Here is a 20,002-nt window from a genome sequence, read left to right on the forward strand (position 1 = left end):
GGCCACCGGGGCGCCGATCCCGGCCTCGTCCAGCAGCACGAGGGCGACCGACGCCGGCACGTCCGCGCGGCGGGACGGCTCGGCGGCCGGGCGACCGTCCTCCGGCAGCCGCAGCCCGGCGGCGCCCAGCCCGGGCCCGACGGGGTGGGTCAGCTCCCGAGCACGGCCCCCGGGCGCGACCACCACGACCCGCCCCCCGGGTCCGGGTGCCGCCGCCCGCAGCGCCGCGACAGCCGCGTCGCGCAGCCCGGCGCCGGGGTCGGCGCGGCCCGCGGCCCCGCGCACGAGCAGGGCCGTGTCGGGCAGGAACACCACGGCCGCACGCACCCCCCGACGGTATCCCGCCCGGACCCCGTCGCCCGCGCCCGCACGCGTCGCGTCAGGACGTGAGGGTCCGGGCCAGGTCGTCGGCGCGGGCGGTCTGGCCGGTGCGGCGCAGGACCTCGACCAGGGCGTTCGCGACCTCCCCGTGCGGGCCGCGCCGCCGCGCGGCCTCGAACCCCTCCATCGCGGACTCCAGGTGCCAGACCGCCTCCTCGACGTGGCCGAGGTCGTCGTGCAGCCGCCCCGCGAGCCAGAACGCGTGCGCCGCGTCCGCGAGCGCCCCTAGCCCGGCGTACGCCTCGGCCGCCTGCTGCGCGCGCACCGCGGCGGTCGCTGACCGGTCGGGCCCGCCGAGCGTCGCCAGCAGCCGGGCGGCGGCGTCGTCGAGGTCCGCCGCGGCGCGGCGCCGGGCGGCCTCGTCCCGCGCCACGAGCTCCGGCGCCCGCTCCGCGGGGTCCACGGCGCCCGCCGGGTCGGCGAGCGACGCCGCCAGCCGGTCGGCCTCCGCGAGGACCCGCTCGGACTCCCCCGTCGCCGCAGCCGCGCGGGCCCAGGCCACCACGACCGGGACGACGCCGGCCGGTGCCAGGCCGCCGGCCCGCAGGTACGCCACCGCGGCGGCGTACCCCGACGCCGCGCCGTCGTCGTCGCCGAGCACCTGCGCGCAGTGCGCGGCCTCGGCGTAGGCGAACCCCGCCTCGACGAGCAGGCCGGCCGACTCGGCGGCGGCCGCCGCCTCCAGGTACGCGCCCGCCGCCGACTCCGTGTCGCCCGAGGCCGACAGCCGCTCGGCGGCCGCGAGCAGCTCCGCGGCGCCCGCCGGCCCCGCGGGCTCGGACGCGCCCGTCGGCCCCGTCGCCACGGCCACCGCGGGCCCGACCCCGGCGCCGGGTCCGGACGTCAGCCCGCGGGGCAGCACGTCCAGGTCCAGCGCGTGCGCGGCGGGCTCGGTCCGCCACGCCCGCGCGACGGCCTCGCTCTCGACCGCGGTGCCGTTGCGGGCGTCGAACTGCGCCGCGAGGGCGTCGGCCTGGGCACGCAGCCAGTCGTCGAGCTCCGCGACCGTGGCCGCCGGGACCGACGTCAGCCGGACCGGCCGGTCGCCGTGCTCGGGACGCAGCACGTGGGTGGCCGCGCCGACCAGCCGCGCGTAGGCCAGCCGCGAGTACGGCGTGTCGCCGCCGGTGAGGTACTGCTGGTCCGCCTCGACGGCCCGCAGCGCCCGGTCGGCCTGCCCCCCGCGCGCGAGCAGCCGGACCCGCCGGCCGCGCGCGCCCACCATGTCGGACTGGGCCTCGGCGAGCGCGGCGACGGCGCGGCGGTGCGTGCGGGCGGCGTCCTGCGGGCGGCCGGCGTCGAGGTAGGCCTCCGCCAGGTACGACAGCATGTCGGCGGGCTCGGACGCGCAGGACGGGTTCTGCTCGAGGGTCCGCTCGATGAGCCGGATGCCCTCCTCGGTGCGGTCGGTGGCCAGGAGCCACGCGGCCCGGTCGCCCGGGTCGCACGCCTCGCACTGCGAGAAGTCGTCGCGCGGGGTCGCGATCCACACCTGGTAGGCCGCCTCGGCGTCGGCCGCGCCCCGCCGGCGGGCCCACGCGAACCGCTCGTACGCCACCGCATCCATGCCGTTGCCCGCGAGGGCGTACCGGCGCTCCATGTCGGCGAGCGTCCGGTCGATCTGCTCGGCGGGCACGGTCGGGAAGTCCGCCAGGCCGCTGATCATCCACTTGAACGACCAGAACAGCCCGTGCCGGTCGTGCGCGTCGAAGTGCTCGGGGTGCTCGTCCCACCAGCGCAGCAGCCGGGCGAACGCGACGAACGACCGGTCGACCTCCCCGCCCCACTGGTAGGCCTCGACGAGGGTGCCCAGCGCGTAGGCCCGCGCGGCGTCGGGGCCCTCGGCGTCGACCAGCCGCACCTGCCGCTCGGCGGCCTGCGTGCGGGCGAGGCCGTAGGGCATCTCCCGCACCCGGCTGATCTCGCGGTTCGCCTCGTCCAGCGTGCGGGTCACGCGCGCTCCTCCCCGGCCGGTCCCCCGGCCGTCTCGTCGTCGGGCCGGTGGCCCTCCCCGGGCTCCGTGGCGGCCTGCAGCCCCGCCCGGAGCAGCACGGCCATCGACCCGGTCATCAGCGCGGACTCCCGCGCGCGCAGCGGCTCGCCGGCCAGCAGGAGCGCCGACACGTACAGCGAGCGCAGCCCCGCGGCGAACACCTCGCCGGGCGAGGCGGCCAGCAGCTCGCGCACGAGCGGGCTGGCGTCGTTGAGGACGAGCTGGCGGGCGGCCGCGGGCTCGGCGAACCCGGCCAGCACGTCGCTCCACACGTCGTCTGCCTCGGCCATCGCGGCTCGCAGGTCCCGCTGGTGGTCGCCGTCCCGGTCGTGCAGCAGCACCGCGGGCAGCTCCGCCGGCTCGAACGTCCGCAGCACCAGGTCGGTGTCGAGCGGGCGCAGCACGTCGCCGCCCGCCCGCACGGCGTCGAGCGTCGCGAGCTCCCGCTCCGGCGCGAGGGGGGCGAGCACCTGGGCGATGTCGCCGGCGCCGAGCGGCCGCACCTCGCCGGGCGACCGCTGGGCGAGCCGCGCGAGCAGGTCGGCGTCGTAGACGTACCCGGCGTTGACGACCGCGACGCCCTGCGCCCGCGCGACGGGGGCGATCCGCTTGTAGTCCTCCAGCGTGGGGGCGTAGACGACGCGCCCGTGCTCCTGGGCGACCTCCGCGAGGGTGAGCGTCCCGTCCGTCGTCTCGTACGGGAGGATCCGCGCCGCGAGGTCGAGCATCGTGTCGTCGGTCAGCGCCAGGGAGCGGACCGCCAGGTGGTGGGTCGCGACGAACTGCTGGGCGAGCGCCGTCGACTGCTCCAGGGTGCGCAGCGTCCAGGACCGGACGGCCCCCGCGAGCGCCTCCTGCGTGGCGAGCAGGACCTCGTCGGTGTAGAGCTGCTCCCGCGAGGCGGTGGGGCGCAGCCCCGAGGCGTCGATCACGCACCGCACGAAGAACGCCCACTCGGGCAGCAGCCCCTCGACGCGGTCCCCGAGCAGCATCCGCTTGAGGTAGACCCGGTGCGACCCGCCGCCGCCCGGGGGGACCGCCGCCGGCAGCACGTACGCGACGCCGGTGACGCCCGCGAGCGGGACCTCCAGGTCGACGTGCGCCAGCGGCGTGAAGCCGAACGTCTGCTCGCAGTGCTGCGCGAGCGCGCGGGCCCGGGCCGCCGCGTCGGGGTACGTGCGCGCCCAGGGCGGTTCCGGGGCGGACACGCGCCGCCAGACGTGGCCGGCCCGCGGAGCGCCGTCGCCGGGCAGGTCCTCGGGGTGGTCGCCGGCCCGGACCGCCGGCACGGTGCCCAGCGGCACCTCGACCGCCACGTCGACCGGCAGCAGCGACCCGAACTCGGCCGCGAGCGCCGCGACCGTCTCCCCCGCGAGCCAGTGCTCCATGTCCCGCCGCGGGCGCAGCCGCACGGTGCTCCCCGCGGGCAGGCCGGCGTCCGGCAGCTCGGTCAGGTCGTACGAGCCGTCGGCGTGCCCGCGCCACCGGACGGCGGGCGCGTGCGGGTCCCGGGCCGACCGGGACACCAGCTCGATCTCGTCCGCCACCATGAAGGCCGACAGCAGCCCGATGCCGAACTGCCCCAGGTACTCCTCGCGACCGAGCCCGAGGTCCAGGTCGCGCTTGGACGAGCGCCCGACGGTGGCCAGGAGCTCCTCCGCCTCGGCGCGCGTGAGGCCGACGCCGGAGTCCACGACCAGCAGCGACCCGTCGGCGAGCGGCCGGAGCCGGACCGTGGCGGGGCACGCCGGGTCGAGCGCCCGCCGCGCGGTGATCGCGTCGACGCCGTTCTGCAGCAGCTCGCGCACGTAGACGCGCGGGCCGGAGTACAGGTGCCGGGCGAGCAGGTCGACGACGCCGTGCAGGTCGACCTGGAAGGCCCGCGGGGCGCTGGCCGTCATCGTGTCCGGGTCACGCGGACCCGTCCTCGGCGGCGGCCTCGGCGGCCTTCGCCGCGGCCGCCTCGGCGGGGAAGTGCTCGTCGAGGTGCTCGAACAGGCTCAGCGCCGTGGTGATGCCGCACGCCAGGTGCAGGTCGATCTGCTCGTCCGTCACGCCGTGCTCGTAGTCCACGGTGTGCTCGGCGTACACCCCGACGACGTCGTCCTCCGCCCGCACGTAGCCCTTGGGCCACAGCTTCTCGGAGTTCCAGGTGTTCACCAGGTCCACGACGCGGGCGTACTGGTCCGTACCGACCCGGCGGTTCCACCGGCCGCGCACCTGGAGGTACTCCTGGTTGCCGCCCATGCGGAAGAAGTAGAAGAGGTGGCCGTCCCAGAAGCCGCCGATGTCGCCGTCGTCGTCCACGCCGTACCGCATGTCGCGGCTGTCCAGCACGTCGATGATCCGCTGGTGGGACAGCGCCTGCGGCCCCGGGCCTGCCGCGTCGCCGTCCGGCTTGGTGAAGAAGCCCATCTCGTCCTCGTCCTGTCGTGCGGCCCTGAGCCGGACCGCGGCGCTCGCGTCGGTGCAGGTGGCGGCTCTGCGCACCCGTCGTGGTCCGAGCCTAGCCCGGCCGCGGCACCTCATCGCCGCCCCCGCTCCCCGCATGTGTGAACTTCCGGCGGGCCGCTGGCGCCCCCGGGCGCCGCGCGTAGGGTGTGCGCATGGGTCTGTTCCGGAACCGCCGGCCGCGCCGCGGGCCCGACCGTCCCGCGACCGCGAACCAGGCGGGCCCCGTGCCGCCGAACCCCGGCCGCGGCGGGCTGCGCCCGGTCCCCGAGCCCGCCGGCGTCGCAGTCGACGACGGCCGCCCCACCCCGCTGTCGCCCGAGCGGATCGTGCAGTGGTTCGAGCGCAACGACTTCCACTACTTCGTGGACAACGACGGGGACCTCGGCGGGCTGTGGCGCGGCCGGTTGTTCTACTTCTTCCTGTTCGGGGACCGGCAGGAGATCCTCCAGGTCCGCGGGCAGTGGAACCGGGAGATCACGATCGAGCGGCTGGAGGAGGTGCTCGACGCCTGCACCGAGTGGAACGCCGAGCGCATCTGGCCCAAGGCGTACGTGCGGGTCCGGGACAACGGCATGGTGCACGTCGTCGCCGAGGTGTCGACCGACCTGGAGCACGGCGCCACGGACGCGCAGCTCAGCCAGATCCTGTTCTGCGGGCTCAGCACGTCCAGCACGTTCTTCGACGCGATCGACGAGCTGTACCCCGACCCGGCGGCGGTGGCCCCGTGACCGAACCCCGCACCCCCGGCTGGCTGTCCCGCGTGCTCGCGACCCGGCCCGCCGCGGCGCAGCCCGAGCGGAAGGTGCCGCCGCAGGCGAAGCCCACCCCGCTCACCCGCGACCGCGTCGCGGCTCTGCTGTCCGCCCGCGGCTACCACTACCGGGTCGACGACGACGGCGACCTCACCGGGGTCTGGAACGACTCCCGGTTCTGGTTCCTGCTGCTCGGCGAGCAGCACGAGATCCTGCAGGTCCGGGGGCGCTGGCACCGCCAGCTCCCCGTCGACAGCCGCCGCGCGGTCGCGCTGGCCCTGAACGACTGGAACCGCGAGCGCATCTGGCCGAAGCTCTACCTCCGCGAGGAGGAGGGCGAGCTCGCCGTCTACAGCGAGGTGTCGACCGACCTCGAGCACGGCGTCACCGTCGAGCAGCTGGACCAGCTGATCTCCTGCGGGCTCGGCACCGGGGTGCAGAGCTTCGCGTCGTTCGACCAGCTGCTGCCGCCGCAGATCTGACGACGGGGGCGCCGGCTCAGCGGGGGCCGACGCCGATGGTCGGCAGGCCGAGCAGGACCGGCGCCGCGGGCCCGCCCGCCGCACCGCCCGTGCCGCACGCGTCGCCGGCACCACCGTGCGCGTGGTCGTCGCCGCCGGCCTGCGCCCGCTCCCACGCGTCGCCCGCCCGGGTGCGGCGCACGGCGAACGTGCCGCCCTGCACCGCGGAGTCCGCGACCAGGTGGTGCGGGGCGGCGTGCGTGATCTCCACGGTGACCAGGTCGCCGGGCCGCGGGGCCTCCGCCAGCCCGTCCGGGAGCGCCAGGTGCACCAGGCGGTTGTCGGCCGCGCGGCCGGAGAGCCGGCGGGTCGCGCCGTCCTTGCGGCCCTCGCCCTCGGCCAGCAGCACCTCGACGGTGCGGCCCACCTGGCGCTGGGCCTCGGCCAGCCCGATGCGGTCCTGCAGCGCGATCAGGCGCTCGTACCGCTCCTGCACGACGGCCTTGGGCAGCTGGTCCGGCAGGTCGGCGGCGGGCGTGCCCGGGCGCGGCGAGTACTGGAACGTGAACGCCGACGAGAACCGGGAGGCCTCGACGACGCGGAGCGTCTCGGCGAAGTCCTCCTCGGTCTCCCCCGGGAAGCCCACGATGATGTCGGTCGTGATGGCGGCGTCCGGCATCGCCGCGCGGACGCGGTCGAGGATCCCGAGGAACTTCTCCGACCGGTAGGACCGCCGCATCGCGCGCAGCACGCGGTCCGAGCCCGACTGCAGCGGCATGTGCAGGCTCGGCATCACCGCGGGCGTCTCGGCCATCGCGGCGATGACGTCGTCCGTGAACGCCGCGGGGTGCGGCGACGTGAACCGCAGCCGCTCCAGCCCCGGGATCGTGCCCGCCGCGCGCAGCAGCTTCGCGAACGCGCCCCGGTCGCCGAACTCGACGCCGTAGGAGTTCACGTTCTGGCCGAGCAGGGTCACCTCGATGGCGCCCTGGTCGACCAGCGCGGCGACCTCCGCCAGCACGTCGCCGGGCCGCCGGTCGCGCTCCTTGCCGCGCAGGTGCGGGACGATGCAGAACGTGCAGGTGTTGTTGCAGCCGACGCTGATCGACACCCAGCCGGCGTAGGCGGACTCGCGGCGCGTCGGCAGGGTGGACGGGAAGACCTTGAGGGACTCCTCGATCTCGACCTCGGCCGCGCGGTTGTGCCGCGCCCGCTCCAGCAGCACCGGCAGGACGTCGAGGTTGTGCGTCCCGAACACGACGTCGACCCAGGGCGCGCGCTCGACGATGCCGGAGCGGTCCTTCTGCGCGAGGCAGCCGCCGACGGCGATCTGCATGCCCGGGCGCGCGCGCTTCGTGCCGGCCAGGCGCCCGAGGTTCCCGTACAGCTTGTCGGCCGCGTTCTCGCGCACCGCGCACGTGTTGATGACGATGACGTCGGCCTCCTCGGCCGCCGCCGCCTCGGGCGACGCGGCGACGTAGCCGGCCTGCTCGAGCATGCCCGCCATGTGCTCCGAGTCGTGCACGTTCATCTGGCAGCCGAGCGTCTTCACCAGGTAGGTGCGCGCGGGTGCCGCCGCCGTCGACGGCGGTGCGTCGAGCGCGGTGCGGGCGGGGGGCGTGGTCGTCGTGCTCATCGCCGACAAGGGTACGTCCGCGTATCCGCGCGTCCGTCCGTGCGTGCGTCAGCCTGTCCGGCCGTAGTGACATCGGGACGACCCGGACATGACCGAGACGTTTCTCATCTGTGACCTGAAGGGGTGGCGCAGTTAACAAGCGCCCCATAGGTTCCAGGAATGGCACAGCCCGACCCGGCCCCGGCCCGCCCCTCCCACAGCGGCGAGCCCCTCGTCGTCCTCGACCACGTCAACAAGCACTTCGGCGCCCTGCACGTGCTGCAGGGCGTGAACCTGACCGTGCACCGGGGCGAGGTGGTCGTGGTGATCGGCCCGTCCGGGAGCGGCAAGTCCACGCTGTGCCGGACCATCAACCGCCTCGAGACCATCGAGTCCGGCACCATCACGCTCGACGGCGTGCCGCTGCCCGCGGAGGGCCGCGCGCTCGCGAAGCTGCGGGCCGACGTCGGCATGGTGTTCCAGTCGTTCAACCTGTTCGCGCACCGCACCGTGCTGCAGAACGTCACGCTCGGCCTGCGCAAGGTCCGGCGCCTGGGCGCCGCCCCGGCGAAGGAGCGCGCGATGGCCCTCCTGGAGCGCGTCGGCGTCGCGAGCCAGGCCGACAAGCTGCCCGCGCAGCTCTCCGGCGGCCAGCAGCAGCGCGTCGCCATCGCCCGGGCGCTCGCCATGGAGCCCAAGGTCATGCTGTTCGACGAGCCGACCTCGGCCCTGGACCCCGAGATGATCAACGAGGTCCTCGACGTCATGGTCGCGCTGGCCGCCGAGGGGATGACGATGGTCGTCGTCACGCACGAGATGGGCTTCGCCCGCCGCGCCGCGGACCGCGTGGTGTTCATGGACGGCGGGGCCATCGTCGAGGAGGCCGACCCCGAGACCTTCTTCACCGCACCGCGCAGCGAGCGCGCCCGGGACTTCCTGTCGAAGATCCTCACCCACTGAGCCGCACCCAGCCGCACGACACGACACGACACGCATCCGACACGCGACGCAAGGAGCTCCCGATGAGAACCCGCACCGCTGGACCGATCGCCCTCGCCGCAGCCGCCCTCCTCACCCTGACCGCCTGCGGCGGCTCGGACGACGCCGACGAGGGCGCCAGCCCGGAGGTCTCCGAGGTGGAGGCGGCCGACTTCCCCGAGGGCTCGACCATGGCGGAGCTCGCCGAGGCCGGCTCCATCACGATCGGCACGAAGTTCGACCAGCCGCTGTTCGGCCTCGTCGGGCCGGACGGCACGCCGGAGGGCTTCGACGTCGAGATCGGCAAGATCATCGCCGGCGCGCTCGGCATCCCGGAGGACGGCATCAAGTGGACGGAGACCATCTCCGCGAACCGCGAGTCCTTCATCGAGTCCGGCCAGGTCGACCTCGTCATCGCGACCTACACGATCAACGACGCCCGCAAGGAGGTCGTGTCGTTCGCGGGCCCGTACTACGAGGCCGGGCAGTCGATCCTCACGCTCGCCGACAACGAGGACATCCAGGGCCCGGACGACCTGGCGGGCAAGAAGGTCTGCACCGTCAGCGGCTCGACGCCCGAGGCGAACCTGCTGGAGAACTTCCCCGACACCGAGGTCGTGCCCTTCGGTGCGTACTCCGACTGCCTGGAGCCGCTGCGCGGCGGGCAGGTCGACGCGATGAGCACGGACAACGTGATCCTCGCGGGCTTCGCGGCCGACGACCCGACCTTCGAGGTGCGCGGCGAGCCGTTCACCGAGGAGCCCTACGGCATCGGGCTCGCCCTCGACGACACCGACTTCCGGATGTGGATCAACGACGTCCTGGAGGCCAGCTTCGAGGACGGCAGCTGGACCGAGGCGTGGGAGGCGACCGCGGGCACCGTCCTGCCGACGCCCGAGCCGCCCGCCGTCGACCGGTACTGACCTCACCGGCGCCCGGCCCGCACCCGCGGGCCGGGCGCCGCACCCTCTCGTGGAGGACCCTGCGTGGACCTGATCGCCGACAACCTGCCGGCCTACTGGAGCGGCTTCCTCGTCACCCTGCGCCTCGCTGCCCTGTCCGGGGCGATCGCCCTGGTCGTGGGCACCGTGCTCGCCGCGATGCGGGTCTCCCCCGTCGCCCCGCTGCGCGCGCTCGCGGTGCTCTGGGTCGAGGTGCTGCGCAACACCCCGCTCACGCTCGTGTTCTTCTTCCTGGTGTTCGTCGCCCCGCAGTTCGGCGTCCTGCCGCCCCTCGGGTTCTGGACCGCCGTGATCGCGCTGTCCGCCTACACGTCGGCGTTCGTCTGCGAGGCCGTGCGCTCGGGCGTCAACGGCGTGCCCGTCGGGCAGGCCGAGGCGGCGCGCGCGATCGGCCTGACGTTCGGGCAGACCCTCAGCCTCGTGGTGCTGCCGCAGGCCGTGCGGTCGGTCATCCCCCCGCTGATCAACGTGCTCATCGCCCTGACCAAGAACACCTCGGTCGCCGCCGGCTTCGCGGTCGTCGAGCTGCTCGCCTCCGGCCGCCGGATCGCCCTGGCGAACCCCGGCGAGGCGACGCTGGCGCTCGCCGGCGTCGGGCTGTTCTACCTGGTCATCACCGTCCCCGCCGGCTACCTGGCCGGGGTCCTCGAGCGGAAGGTGGCGTTCGCCCGATGATCCCACCCCACGACCTCGTTCGCTGCGCTCACGAGCCCGAGGGGACCCCGAGATGAGCTCCGTCCTGTACGACCAGCCCGGACCCGTCGCCCGGCGCCGCGAGCGGATCGGCTCGATCGTCGGCGGCCTGCTGATCATCGTGCTGCTCGCCCTCGCTTTCCGGTACGCCGACCAGCGCGGCCTGTTCGGCGCCGACCGGTGGGACGTCCTGTACGACCCGCCGAAGAACCAGTCCGCCGAGGACGTCTGGCGCTCCATGGTGGTCCGCGGGCTCGGCGCCACCCTGCGCGCCGCCGCCGTGGCCGCCCCGCTCGCGCTGCTGCTCGGCATCGTCCTGGCCGTCTGGCGGACCACGCGGTACCGGTGGCTGCGGCTGCCCGCGACCGCCGTCATCGAGCTGTTCCGCGGGCTGCCCGTGCTGCTCATGATGCTGTTCGCGCTGCTCGGGTTCGGCTGGGACGCGTTCGGCTCCGTCGTGTTCGGCCTCACCGTCTACAACATGGCGATCATCGCGGAGATCCTGCGCGCCGGGCTGGCGTCGCTGCCCCGCGGGCAGGCCGAGGCCGCCTACGCCATCGGGCTGTCCCGCGCGCAGACGCTGCGGCTCGTGCTGCTGCCCCAGGCGGTGCGGACCATGCTCCCGAGCCTGATCGCGCAGATGGTCGTGCTGCTCAAGGACTCCTCGCTCGGCTTCATCGTCGGCTACCCGGAGCTGCTCAAGGCGATGCAGAACAACGCCCAGTACTTCGGCAACACGTACTACGTGGCGCTGTTCGTGCTCGGCGCGGGCATCTACCTCGTGGTGAACCTGTCGCTCACCCGGCTCGCCGTCTGGCTGCAGGGCCGCAGCACCCGCACCGCCGGGAAGCTCACGGTCGACCCGACGCTCCCGGCCGGATCGGCTGGCGGCGGGTACGGGGGCTTCGCGGCCGGCGCCGGCGGGGCGGGACCGGTCTGACGGTCCCGGACCCGGCGGTCAGCCCGCGGTCGCGCTCGCGCGCACCTCGCGGACGACCGTCACCTTGATCTCGCCCGGGTAGGACAGGTCGTGCTCGATGTGCCGGGCGATCTCGACCGCCAGCCGGCCGAGGTCGGTGTCGGGCACCTGCGAGGGCTCGACGACCACCCGCATCTCCCGGCCCGCCGCCATCGCGAGCGCCCGCCGCACGCCGGCGTGGCCCGCGACGAGCTCCTCGAGCTGCTCCAGCCGCTCGACGTGCTGGTCGACGTCCTCCCGGCGCGCGCCCGGCCGGGCGGCGGACATGGCGTCGGCGACCTGGACGAGCACCGCCTCGACGGTCTCCGCGGGGACCTCGTCGTGGTGCGCGGCGATGCCGTTGACCACCACGGCGGACTCCCCGTGCCGGGCGGCCAGCGCCGCGCCCACCTGGGCGTGGGTGCCGGGGACCTCGCCCGTGAGCGCCTTGCCGATGTCGTGCAGCAGCGCGGCGCGCCGGGCGACCTCGACGTCCGCCCCGAGCTCGGCGGCGACCTGCGCGGCGAGCAGCGCCGACTCCACCAGGTGCTCCAGCACGTTCTGCCCGAACGACGTCCGCAGCCGCAGCCGCCCGAGCACCCGCACGAGCTGCTCGTCGAGCCCCCGCACGCCGGCCCGCTCGGCGGCGTCGTGCCCCGCCTCGTCGGCGCGGTCGTCCGCCCCGGCGAGCGCCTCCGCGTACGCCGCCTCGATCCGCTGCGGGTTGATCCGCCCGTCGGCCATCAGGGCCTCGAGCGCCACCCGCGCGACCTCCCGGCGGTCGGCGTCGAAGCACGACAGCACCACGGAGTCGGGCGCCTCGTCGACCAGCACGTTGACACCGGTGAGGGCCTCGAAGAGCCGGATGTTGCGGCCCTCCTTGCCGATGATCCGGCCCTTCATCTCGTCCGAGGGCAGCGGCAGGACCGTCACGGTGCTCTGGCTGCTGGTCGCGACCGCCGTCCGGTGCACCGCGGTGGCGAGCACCCGGCGCGCCCGCGCCTCGGCGGTGCGGCGGGCCTGCGCCTCGATGCGGCGGACGGACGCGGTCGCCGCGGTGGTGGCCTCCGCGGTGAGCTGGCGCAGGAGCTCCGCGCGGGCCTCCGCGGCGGTGAGCCCCGAGGTGGCCTCGAGCCGCTCGACGGCCTCCCGGTCGGCGGCGGCGACGCGCTCCACGGCGGTCCGCTCCGCGGCGGCGAGGGCCTCGGCGGCACGGCGCTCGGCGGCGGCGACCGTCTCGGACGCGGCGCGCTCCGCGGCCGAGGTGCGCTCCGCGGCTGCGCCCGCCGCGGCGGCGGTCTCCTCGGCGGCCCGGCGCCGGAGCTCGGCCGCGGCGTCCTCGGCCGCGCGGGCGGCGCGCTCGCGCTCGGTCGCGGTGCGCTCGGCGACCGCGGCGCTCTCCTCCCGCTCGACGGCGCGGGCCTCCCGGCGCTGCGCGTCGACGAGCGCGGCGCGGGCCTCGTCACGGATCGACTGCACGTCCTCCAGCGCCTGCTGCCGGACGGCGGCGGCCTCCCGCCGGGCGAGCAGGACGAGGATGAGCGCGACCAGGCACGCGGCGAGCAGTCCGACGACGATCGCGACGTCCTGCATGGGTCACACTCCTGATCGGTGGTGCTGCGCCCGGCGGCCGGGCGGGTCCGCGGCGGCGGGCTCGCGCGGCGCCCGGCGGGACGGGACCGGCCGCGGCCGGCACCCGTGACCAGCGGCGCGAGACGTCCATTGTTCACCACGGGCGGCGCCGTCCCGGGGAGCGTGACGTCCCGGCGGGTCCGGCCGGCCGTCACGCGCGCGAGAGCGCGGGCCGTCACGCGCGCGACCGCGCGAGGCGTGGCGGGTCAGTCGTCGACGCCCGAGGCCCGCCAGCCGCCTCCGTCGTCGGCGTCGTCGTCCGCGGCACCCTCGGCCGCGAGCTCCTCCCGGACCACGCGGGACACCAGCGAGCCGCCGTAGCCCTTGCGGCCGAGCGCGCCGTACGCGCGCCGCAGCCGGACCTCGCGGTCCAGGCCCCGGGTGGAGCGGAGCTTCTTGCGCGCGAGCGCGCGGGCGGCCTGCTCCTCGTCGGCGTCGTCGACCTGGCTCAGGGCCTCGTGCGCGATGCCGTCGTCCACGCCCTTGCGGCGCAGCTCCATCGCGAGCGCGCGGCGGGACAGGCCGCGCTCGGCGTGCCGGCTGCGCACGAGCATCTCGGCGTAGGCGACGTCGTCCACGAGGCCGACCTCGGTGAACCGGTCGAGCACCCGGTCGGCCACGTCCTCGGGGACGTCGCGCCTCGCCATCGCCTCGGCGAGCTGGGCGCGGCTGCGGGGGGCGGCGGTGAGCTGACGGAGCGCGATGGACCGGGCCACCGACTCGGGGTCCGGCTCGGCGTCCGTGCTCGCGGCGCCCGACTCCGGGGGCTCGCCGGCCGGGGCACGCCGACGGCCGCCACCGGTCCGCCGGGCCGCACCGCCGCCGTACCCGCGTCCCGCCGACCGTCCGCGCTGCCGCGAGGTCGCCGGACCGGCGTCGTCGGGGTCGCCCGTCCCGCCCGGGGCGCTGCTCGACGATCCCGTGATCGCGGCCAGCCGCTCCGCGATCGCGGCGACCTGGTCCGGCACCGTCGAGTCAGACACCGTCGAGGTGCCCTCCGACGTCTCCCGGGCCGGGGCGACGTCCGCAGGCGCCGGGGTCGGCACCGGCGCGTGCGCCGACGGCCCCGGGTCCCTGCGCTCCCGCACCGTGCGCCTGCGCTCCGGCCCGGGGGTCGGCGCCTCGTCCCAGACGGACGCGGGGGCAGGAGCGTCGTCGTCCCACACGGAACCGCCCGGCCCGGCCGACGCGTCCCACGCGGAACCGCTCGCCAGGGCCGACTCGTCCCACGCCGCCAGCCCGCCGTCCGGCGCGTCCTCCCACGCCGAGTCCGCCGCGTCCGGCACCGCCCAGGCTGATCCGTCCGGCTGCGCCGCCGGGGACGGCACGAGGTCCCCGGAGCGCCGCGCGCCCCGGGACCCCCGCCCGTCCCCGGTCGGGTCGTGCTCGGTCGACATCAGAAGTCGACCTTCACCTCCGCGCCGGCGGGCGCGTCGACCTTGGCACCGATGCCGAGCTTCTCGAGGATCTTCTTCTCGATCTCCACCGCCAGGTCCGGGTTGTCCCGCAGGAAGCCGCGGGCGTTCTCCTTGCCCTGGCCGAGCTGGTCGCCCTCGTAGGTGAACCACGAGCCGGACTTGCGGATGAACCCGTGCTCGACGCCCATGTCGATGAGGCCGCCCTCACGGGAGATCCCCACGCCGTACAGGATGTCGAACTCGGCCTGCTTGAACGGCGGGGCCATCTTGTTCTTGACGATCTTGACGCGGGTCCGGTTGCCGACGGCGTCCGTGCCCTCCTTGAGCGTCTCGATGCGTCGGATGTCCATGCGGACCGACGCGTAGAACTTGAGCGCCTTGCCACCGGTGGTGGTCTCGGGCGAGCCGAAGAACACGCCGATCTTCTCGCGCAGCTGGTTGATGAAGATCGCGGTGGTGCCCGACGCGTTGAGCGCGCCGGTGATCTTGCGGAGCGCCTGGGACATGAGGCGCGCCTGGAGACCGACGTGGCTGTCGCCCATCTCCCCCTCGATCTCCGCCTTCGGCACCAGGGCCGCGACGGAGTCGATGACGACGATGTCGATCGCGCCGGAGCGGATCAGCATGTCCATGATCTCGAGCGCCTGCTCACCGGTGTCCGGCTGGGACACGAGCAGCGCGTCGGTGTCCACGCCGAGCTTCTTGGCGTAGTCGGGGTCGAGCGCGTGCTCCGCGTCGATGAACGCGGCGATGCCACCGGCGCGCTGGGCGTTCGCCACGGCGTGCAGGGCGACGGTCGTCTTGCCGGAGGACTCCGGGCCGTAGATCTCGACGACGCGGCCCCGTGGCAGCCCGCCGATGCCGAGCGCGACGTCGAGGGCGACGGACCCGGTCGGGATGACCTCGACGGGGGCACGGCCGTCGTCGCCGAGGCGCATGATCGAGCCCTTGCCGAACTGACGGTCGATCTGGCTGAGGGCGGCCTCGAGGGCCTTCTCGCGGTCCTGGGGAGCGGGCATGATGTTCCACCTCGTGCGTCTCGTGCAGCGTCGCGCTGCGCCTGCGGGGGCTGGTCTCCGTGTCGTGCGGTGACGCTATGCCCGACCACCGACATGCACCCCGGAGCCGTCCACGACCCGCACCCGACGCCCCACCTGTGGACGTCTCGCGGGCCGCGCCGACCTCGCGGCGCGTCACCGAGAACCACTCTAGCCGAACACATGTTCGACCGGGCTGGACCGACACGCCGGCGCGTCGCCGGCGTGGGACCGCCCCTACGACGCCGGGACCGCGCCGCCCAGCCGCTCGACGGCGTCGCCCAGGTGGACCGCCTCCCCCGGGGCGAGCAGCAGCGGCTCGACCCTCCCGCGCCGCGCGAGCGCGCGGGCGAACGCCGGCCCGGCGCGGTCCATCCACCCCGGTGGCAGCCGCCGGGACGCCGGCGGGTGCAGCGTCCCCCAGTGCACCGGGACCGCCCACCGCACCCCGAGCTGCTCGCACACCGCCGCGGCCTGGTGCGCGTCCATGTGCCCGCCGGACAGCCGCGGCCCCCAGCCCCCGACCGGCACCAGCGCCAGGTCGATCGGCCCGCCCGCCAGGTCCGGGAGCCGGCGCATCTGGGGGTACGGCGCGGTGTCCCCGGCGAACCACACCCGCAAGCCCGGCGCGACGACCAGGAACCCGTGCGTGCCGTTCGGCCGGTGCGGCATGGGCCGGTGCCCGTGGTCGGCGCGCACGGGACGCACCCGGACGGCCGTGCCGGGCACCGTCCACCACTCGTCGGCGGCCAGGCCCACCGTGCCCGGGACGCCGTGGCGCGCCAGCCAGTGGGCGTTCGACCGGCCGGCGAGCACGGGCGAGCCCCCCAGCAGCCGCAGGGAGCCGAGCTCCGCGTGGTCGTGGTGCAGGTGCGAGACCAGCACCGCGCCCGCACCGGCCCAGTCCTCCCGGCGGGGCGGCTCGGTGCGGCGGCGGAGCAGCCCCGCGTGCGGGCGCAGCAGCGGGTCGGTCACCACCCGGGCGCCCCCGACGTCGAGCACGACCGTCGCGTGGCCCAGCCAGCGCACCGTCGCGCCCGCGCCCGTCGGGTCGCCCGCCGTCACGGCGCGCCGTCCCCGACGGCGTCCTGCGCCGCGCGCCGCGCCGCCCCGGGCCGGAGCCCCAGCGTGGCCGACCAGCGCAGCAGCTGCTCGTGCACCCGGTCGGCGCCGACATGCATCCGCTCCCCGCCGACCGCGTCGAGCAGGTCGTCGTCGAGCGGCAGGTCCGCCGGGTGCAGCAGCACCGCGAGGTTCTGCGGGCCGCCGAGCCCGCCGTGGGAGCCGACCTGGCCCTCGAACGCGTGCACGTGCCCGCCGGGCGTCACGTCCGACAGCAGCACCAGGTCGCCGACGTGCTCGAGACGGCCGAGCCGCCGCAGGTCGCCGGCGGCCATCGACCCGTACCGGGCGACGGGGTCGGCCCCGTCCACCGGCTGCGCCCCGTCCGACCCGTCGACCTCGAGCCACGCGACGCCGCCCGGGCCGATCGCCATGAGGCCGCGGGCGGCGGTGTCGACGAGCACGAGCCCCACGCCGGGCGTCGCCGCGAGCCCGCGCACCAGCCCGGGCCAGCGCTGCTCCACCTCCTCCAGCACGAGCCGCCGCCCCGCCCGCGGGAACCAGACCATGCCGAGGTTGCCGGAGCCGGCCACCGCGACGTCCGGCGGCTCGTCGCCCGTGGACGGCGTGGAGCCGTCGGGGTCCTCGCGCCGGTCCCGGCCGTGCGGTCCGAGCACCATCGACGGGCGACCGGGCGCGCGGTCCTCGCCGCGCCGCGCGGCCGCGCTGCTGAGGAACGCGTTGAGCGGGCCCCACTCCTCGTCCGTCGCCGCCTGCACCGCGTCGACGCCGGGCTCGGCCATGAGGTGCCGCACCACGTCGACCAGCTCGCGGCCGGTGCGCTGCGCGAAGGTCTCCCCGAGCGACTGCCCGTGGTCGGACAGCACGACGACGCGGTAGTCGCGGGGCGCCGCCTCGGCGACCCGCACGAGGGTGTCGAGCACGCGGTCCAGGCCCTCCAGCGCCCGCAGCGACTCCGGCCGGGTCGGGCCTGCGTGGTGCGCGATCTCGTCGTAGTCGACCAGGTCCACGAAGACGACCGGGGCGCCGCGGACCAGCTGCTCGGCCACCAGGGACGTCGCCAGGTCCCGCAGCAGCACGTTGGTCACGCCGCGCAGCACCACGTACCAGCCGCGCCGGGGGACGCGCGGGCGCACGTCCCGCACCCGCTGCCGGCGGCCCTGGTACAGCTCCTTGACCATCTCCCCGCACGTGAGGGTGATGGCGCGGGCCAGCACGAACGGGCTGGCGAAGAACCGCAGGTACGACGTGCCGGGCCCGATGCCGCGCCGGGCCTGGCTCATCACGAGCAGCTGCCGCTCGGCGTCCCCGGAGAACATCGTGGCGACGGCCGCTCCCCCGTCGGCGAGCAGCCCCCTCCCGTCGGACATCCGGCGCTCGACCAGGGCCGCGTCGTCCGGGTGGTTGGTGACGACCAGCCGCCCGGTCTCGCGGTCCCACCACCGGAAGGACGGGATGGAGTCCGCGGCGCCGTGCAGCAGGCCGGCCTGGCTGGCGGGCGTCGTCGACGGGGCCTGCGCCCACCACGTCCGCGAGCGGTGCGACCCGGACTCGACCCACCGCGCGATGGTCGGCACCAGCCCGGCGTCGACCGCCTGCGCCAGCACCGCGGCACCGACCCCGTCGAGCTGCACGACCAGCAGGCCCGGCGGCCGCTCGTCCGGGACCGCGCCACCGCCCTCGCCCGCGCGGCGCGCGTGCGAGCGCGCCCGCCGCAGCACGTCACCGACGACGTAGTCGGAGTCCGACGCGCCCCACACCCAGCGGCCGACCGCCATCACGCACGCGGTGATGACCAGCACCTGCACGACCGCCCACGGGTTGACCGCCTCGAGGCCCGGCACGCGGGTCAGCGCCAGCCACGCGACGAGCACCTGCGCGCCCAGCCCGGCGACGAGGGCGCCCATCGCGCCGCCCACGCGCGCCAGCACGCGCAGCGACGGCCGCAGCACGAGGTCGCCGACCGCGACGCAGGCCGCGGCGACGAGCACCGAGCCGGGGTTGGTCGCGTGCACCCCGTCGACCACGGCGATCGCGAACCCCATCCCCAGCGCGGTCGTGACCAGCCCGAGGAGCGCGTCGCCGACGTCGCTGAGCGTGACCGACCAGCGGCCGGGGCTGCGCGGGACGTCGGGCACGAGGTCAGCCTCCCACGCGACCGCGCGCGGGCGGCAGGGCCGTCAGCGGTGCGGGGGCGCCTGCCGGTGGCGGTCCGACCCCCACCGCTGCGGGTCGGGGATGTCGAGCTCGTCGCACAGGGCGTGCCACACGTCCCGGGGCTCCACCCCGGCGTCCAGCGCCTGCTCGGGGGTCCGGTCGCCGAGCGCGGGCAGCACGAGCTCGCGGACCAGGGCGCGGCCGTGGGCGCTGCCCAGCACCTCGTCGACGAGCTGCCAGAACTCGCGGTAGCGCACTTTCATCCTCCTGACCTGATGACGCGGAGCTCGGCGGTTGAGACGCGGTGCCCATACGCGCGACCTCAAACCGACTTCCGTCCGATGCCCGCGATTCAAGGGCCCTCAGCGCCGACAGTTGGCCCAGAGCGCTCCGAGAGCCGCGCTTCGTGGACACCAGGGTCCGAAGCTCGACCGCGCTGGACAGCCAAGCCTGAAGGGGCAGGAGCCGCCTCAGACCGCGAGCAACACGCGGTTCTTGGCGGCGGACGGGTCGCCCAGCGCAGCGATCAGCTGCCCGACCGTGCTCTCGTGACTCAGACCGTACTGCTCGAGAGAGATCCATCCAGGGTTGTCCGCGAGATCTCCATGAGCGAGCTGAGTCGTCCAGACCATGTCAGCGCCCCATGGTGCGGCAAGGACGATGGTCTCGCCTCGTTGGTCGATCTCCTCGAAGATGTCGCCGAGCTGGTCGATGGTGCGGGCGCATACGATCACGACGACACCGGAGGCGTCCGTACGGCTGTCCGCCAGGAACTCGTCTCGAGCGTCAGTCGCCAGCATCCGCTGGACTCCATTCGCCAGGGCGGCCCGTTCGCCGCTGCCGACGCCGTCACGGAAGCGCAGGGCGTACTCGATGCCCTCTGGTGTCTCGTACAGATGCTGGCTGTGACCCACGACCTGTCGAACGCCGAGCTCGCCGAGGACACGCTTGTAGTCCCTCAGAAACTCGGTCTGAGTAGGACGGGCCATGACGAACCCGGGCAGCTGTGGTGACTCCGCCCAGATGCAACCGTCGTCGAACGTCACGATGAGATGCACCGTGTCAGGCACCGCGGACCACCTCCCTGGCCTCATCATCAGTCAGTCCTACCTGCTTCACAAGCACGTTGCGCACAAGGTGCCCGCCGACTGTGTCTCCCTCATGAAACGCGAACGTGAGTGTCGGTCTTCCCGGTGACCGCATCGTTCGGTGCGAACCGGTCGACCGCACGGTGCGGTATCCAAGGTTCCGCTCGAGGAGCGTGCGAAGCCGCCGCGCCTTCATCGAGGGTAACCGGGCGTCCGTGGCGTCATGCGGCTTGGTCCGCGCTCATGTCGGCGACTCCTCACGCGCCCGTTTCATCGTGGTGATCCAGCCCTCATCGTCACGAGCCGCGTGTGCCGCTGCCCCTAGTCGCTCGGAGAACAA

Annotated in this window: 18 protein-coding genes; 6 read left to right on the forward strand and 12 right to left on the reverse strand. The window is 75.3% G+C overall.

The genetic code is table 11. The features are described 5' to 3' along the window. Positions 1-379: 379 nt before the first annotated feature. The 3 genes from QNH85_RS06790 to QNH85_RS06800 are packed head-to-tail and all read right to left on the reverse strand — an operon-like array spanning position 380 to position 4,864. Positions 380-2,335, reverse strand: a complete 1,956-nt coding sequence (locus tag QNH85_RS06790) for a hypothetical protein (RefSeq protein WP_282945444.1) — start codon at positions 2,333-2,335, stop codon at positions 380-382. Beyond that, on the reverse strand, positions 2,332-4,275 hold the full coding sequence (locus tag QNH85_RS06795; protein ID WP_282945445.1) for an HSP90 family protein: 1,944 nt from the start codon (positions 4,273-4,275) through the stop codon (positions 2,332-2,334). The genes QNH85_RS06790 and QNH85_RS06795 overlap by 4 nt, the downstream gene beginning before the upstream one ends. A gap of 10 nt (positions 4,276-4,285) precedes the next feature. Further along, complete coding sequence (locus QNH85_RS06800; RefSeq protein WP_282945446.1) at positions 4,286-4,864, reverse strand: type III secretion system chaperone family protein; 579 nt, start codon at positions 4,862-4,864, stop codon at positions 4,286-4,288. 116 nt (positions 4,865-4,980) lie between these two features. Here QNH85_RS06800 and QNH85_RS06805 point away from each other — a divergent pair, with 116 nt between their 5' ends. After that, a complete protein-coding gene (locus tag QNH85_RS06805) occupies positions 4,981-5,556 on the forward strand; it encodes a type III secretion system chaperone family protein (protein ID WP_213280887.1) in 576 nt (191 codons plus the stop codon). After that, positions 5,553-6,062 carry a type III secretion system chaperone family protein gene (locus QNH85_RS06810; protein ID WP_249668981.1) on the forward strand — a complete coding sequence of 170 codons (510 nt, stop codon included), beginning with the start codon at positions 5,553-5,555 and terminating at the stop codon, positions 6,060-6,062. Before QNH85_RS06805 ends, QNH85_RS06810 begins: the two co-directional genes overlap by 4 nt. A gap of 16 nt (positions 6,063-6,078) precedes the next feature. On the opposite strand, the gene miaB is transcribed toward QNH85_RS06810, so the two are convergent. After that, positions 6,079-7,677 carry a tRNA (N6-isopentenyl adenosine(37)-C2)-methylthiotransferase MiaB gene (miaB, locus tag QNH85_RS06815; protein ID WP_282945447.1) on the reverse strand — a complete coding sequence of 533 codons (1,599 nt, stop codon included), beginning with the start codon at positions 7,675-7,677 and terminating at the stop codon, positions 6,079-6,081. Positions 7,678-7,836: 159 nt separating this feature from the next. Here miaB and QNH85_RS06820 point away from each other — a divergent pair, with 159 nt between their 5' ends. The 4 genes from QNH85_RS06820 to QNH85_RS06835 all read left to right on the forward strand — a co-directional run bounded on the left by QNH85_RS06820 (position 7,837) and on the right by QNH85_RS06835 (position 11,229). Continuing rightward, positions 7,837-8,616, forward strand: coding sequence for an amino acid ABC transporter ATP-binding protein (locus QNH85_RS06820; RefSeq protein ID WP_282945448.1), 780 nt, complete (start codon positions 7,837-7,839; stop codon positions 8,614-8,616). Positions 8,617-8,678: 62 nt separating this feature from the next. Beyond that, positions 8,679-9,557: a glutamate ABC transporter substrate-binding protein gene (locus tag QNH85_RS06825; protein WP_282945449.1), complete on the forward strand. Its 879-nt coding sequence runs from the start codon at positions 8,679-8,681 to the stop codon at positions 9,555-9,557. A 63-nt stretch (positions 9,558-9,620) separates the two neighbouring features. Beyond that, positions 9,621-10,271, forward strand: a complete 651-nt coding sequence (locus QNH85_RS06830; RefSeq protein WP_282945450.1) for an amino acid ABC transporter permease — start codon at positions 9,621-9,623, stop codon at positions 10,269-10,271. A gap of 52 nt (positions 10,272-10,323) precedes the next feature. Next, a complete protein-coding gene (locus QNH85_RS06835; RefSeq protein WP_282945451.1) occupies positions 10,324-11,229 on the forward strand; it encodes an amino acid ABC transporter permease in 906 nt (301 codons plus the stop codon). Between the two features lie 18 nt (positions 11,230-11,247). On the opposite strand, the gene rny is transcribed toward QNH85_RS06835, so the two are convergent. From rny to QNH85_RS20000, 8 genes are all read right to left on the reverse strand, one after another. Beyond that, positions 11,248-12,840 (reverse strand): ribonuclease Y, encoded by a 1,593-nt coding sequence (gene rny / locus QNH85_RS06840; protein WP_282945452.1) that lies wholly within the window; start codon positions 12,838-12,840, stop codon positions 11,248-11,250. Between the two features lie 245 nt (positions 12,841-13,085). Then, a complete protein-coding gene (locus tag QNH85_RS19930; protein WP_346016296.1) occupies positions 13,086-14,276 on the reverse strand; it encodes a RecX family transcriptional regulator in 1,191 nt (396 codons plus the stop codon). Next, a complete protein-coding gene (gene recA, locus QNH85_RS06850) occupies positions 14,276-15,316 on the reverse strand; it encodes a recombinase RecA (RefSeq protein ID WP_213280875.1) in 1,041 nt (346 codons plus the stop codon). Before recA ends, QNH85_RS19930 begins: the two co-directional genes overlap by 1 nt. A 255-nt stretch (positions 15,317-15,571) precedes the next feature. Continuing rightward, positions 15,572-16,399, reverse strand: a complete 828-nt coding sequence (locus QNH85_RS06855) for an MBL fold metallo-hydrolase (protein ID WP_282945453.1) — start codon at positions 16,397-16,399, stop codon at positions 15,572-15,574. Further along, complete coding sequence (locus QNH85_RS06860; protein ID WP_282945454.1) at positions 16,396-18,555, reverse strand: alkaline phosphatase family protein; 2,160 nt, start codon at positions 18,553-18,555, stop codon at positions 16,396-16,398. The genes QNH85_RS06855 and QNH85_RS06860 overlap by 4 nt, the downstream gene beginning before the upstream one ends. A gap of 42 nt (positions 18,556-18,597) precedes the next feature. Further along, entirely contained in the window at positions 18,598-18,831 is a 234-nt protein-coding gene (locus QNH85_RS06865; RefSeq protein ID WP_213280872.1) for a DUF3046 domain-containing protein, read from the reverse strand. 213 nt (positions 18,832-19,044) lie between these two features. Then, positions 19,045-19,644, reverse strand: coding sequence for a hypothetical protein (locus QNH85_RS06870; RefSeq protein WP_282945455.1), 600 nt, complete (start codon positions 19,642-19,644; stop codon positions 19,045-19,047). Continuing rightward, positions 19,637-19,858 carry a type II toxin-antitoxin system HicA family toxin gene (locus QNH85_RS20000; RefSeq protein ID WP_428830366.1) on the reverse strand — a complete coding sequence of 74 codons (222 nt, stop codon included), beginning with the start codon at positions 19,856-19,858 and terminating at the stop codon, positions 19,637-19,639. Before QNH85_RS20000 ends, QNH85_RS06870 begins: the two co-directional genes overlap by 8 nt. Between the last annotated feature and the right edge of the window lie 144 nt (positions 19,859-20,002).

The sequence above is a fragment of the Cellulomonas endometrii genome, from assembly GCF_949769265.1.
Taxonomy (GTDB): Bacteria; Actinomycetota; Actinomycetes; order Actinomycetales; family Cellulomonadaceae; genus Cellulomonas; species Cellulomonas endometrii.

Excerpts from the sequence above, each read along its gene's own strand:
- QNH85_RS06795 (WP_282945445.1), bottom strand. The coding sequence starts at position 4,275 with ATGACGGCCAGCGCCCCGCGGGCCTTCCAGGTCGACCTGCACGGCGTC.
- QNH85_RS06805 (WP_213280887.1), top strand. The coding sequence starts at position 4,981 with ATGGGTCTGTTCCGGAACCGCCGGCCGCGCCGCGGGCCCGACCGTCCC.
- miaB (WP_282945447.1), bottom strand. The coding sequence starts at position 7,677 with ATGAGCACGACGACCACGCCCCCCGCCCGCACCGCGCTCGACGCACCG.
- QNH85_RS06820 (WP_282945448.1), top strand. The coding sequence starts at position 7,837 with ATGGCACAGCCCGACCCGGCCCCGGCCCGCCCCTCCCACAGCGGCGAG.
- QNH85_RS06825 (WP_282945449.1), top strand. The coding sequence starts at position 8,679 with ATGAGAACCCGCACCGCTGGACCGATCGCCCTCGCCGCAGCCGCCCTC.
- QNH85_RS06835 (WP_282945451.1), top strand. The coding sequence starts at position 10,324 with ATGAGCTCCGTCCTGTACGACCAGCCCGGACCCGTCGCCCGGCGCCGC.
- rny (WP_282945452.1), bottom strand. The coding sequence starts at position 12,840 with ATGCAGGACGTCGCGATCGTCGTCGGACTGCTCGCCGCGTGCCTGGTC.
- QNH85_RS19930 (WP_346016296.1), bottom strand. The coding sequence starts at position 14,276 with ATGTCGACCGAGCACGACCCGACCGGGGACGGGCGGGGGTCCCGGGGC.
- recA (WP_213280875.1), bottom strand. The coding sequence starts at position 15,316 with ATGCCCGCTCCCCAGGACCGCGAGAAGGCCCTCGAGGCCGCCCTCAGC.
- QNH85_RS20000 (WP_428830366.1), bottom strand. The coding sequence starts at position 19,858 with ATGAAGGCGCGGCGGCTTCGCACGCTCCTCGAGCGGAACCTTGGATAC.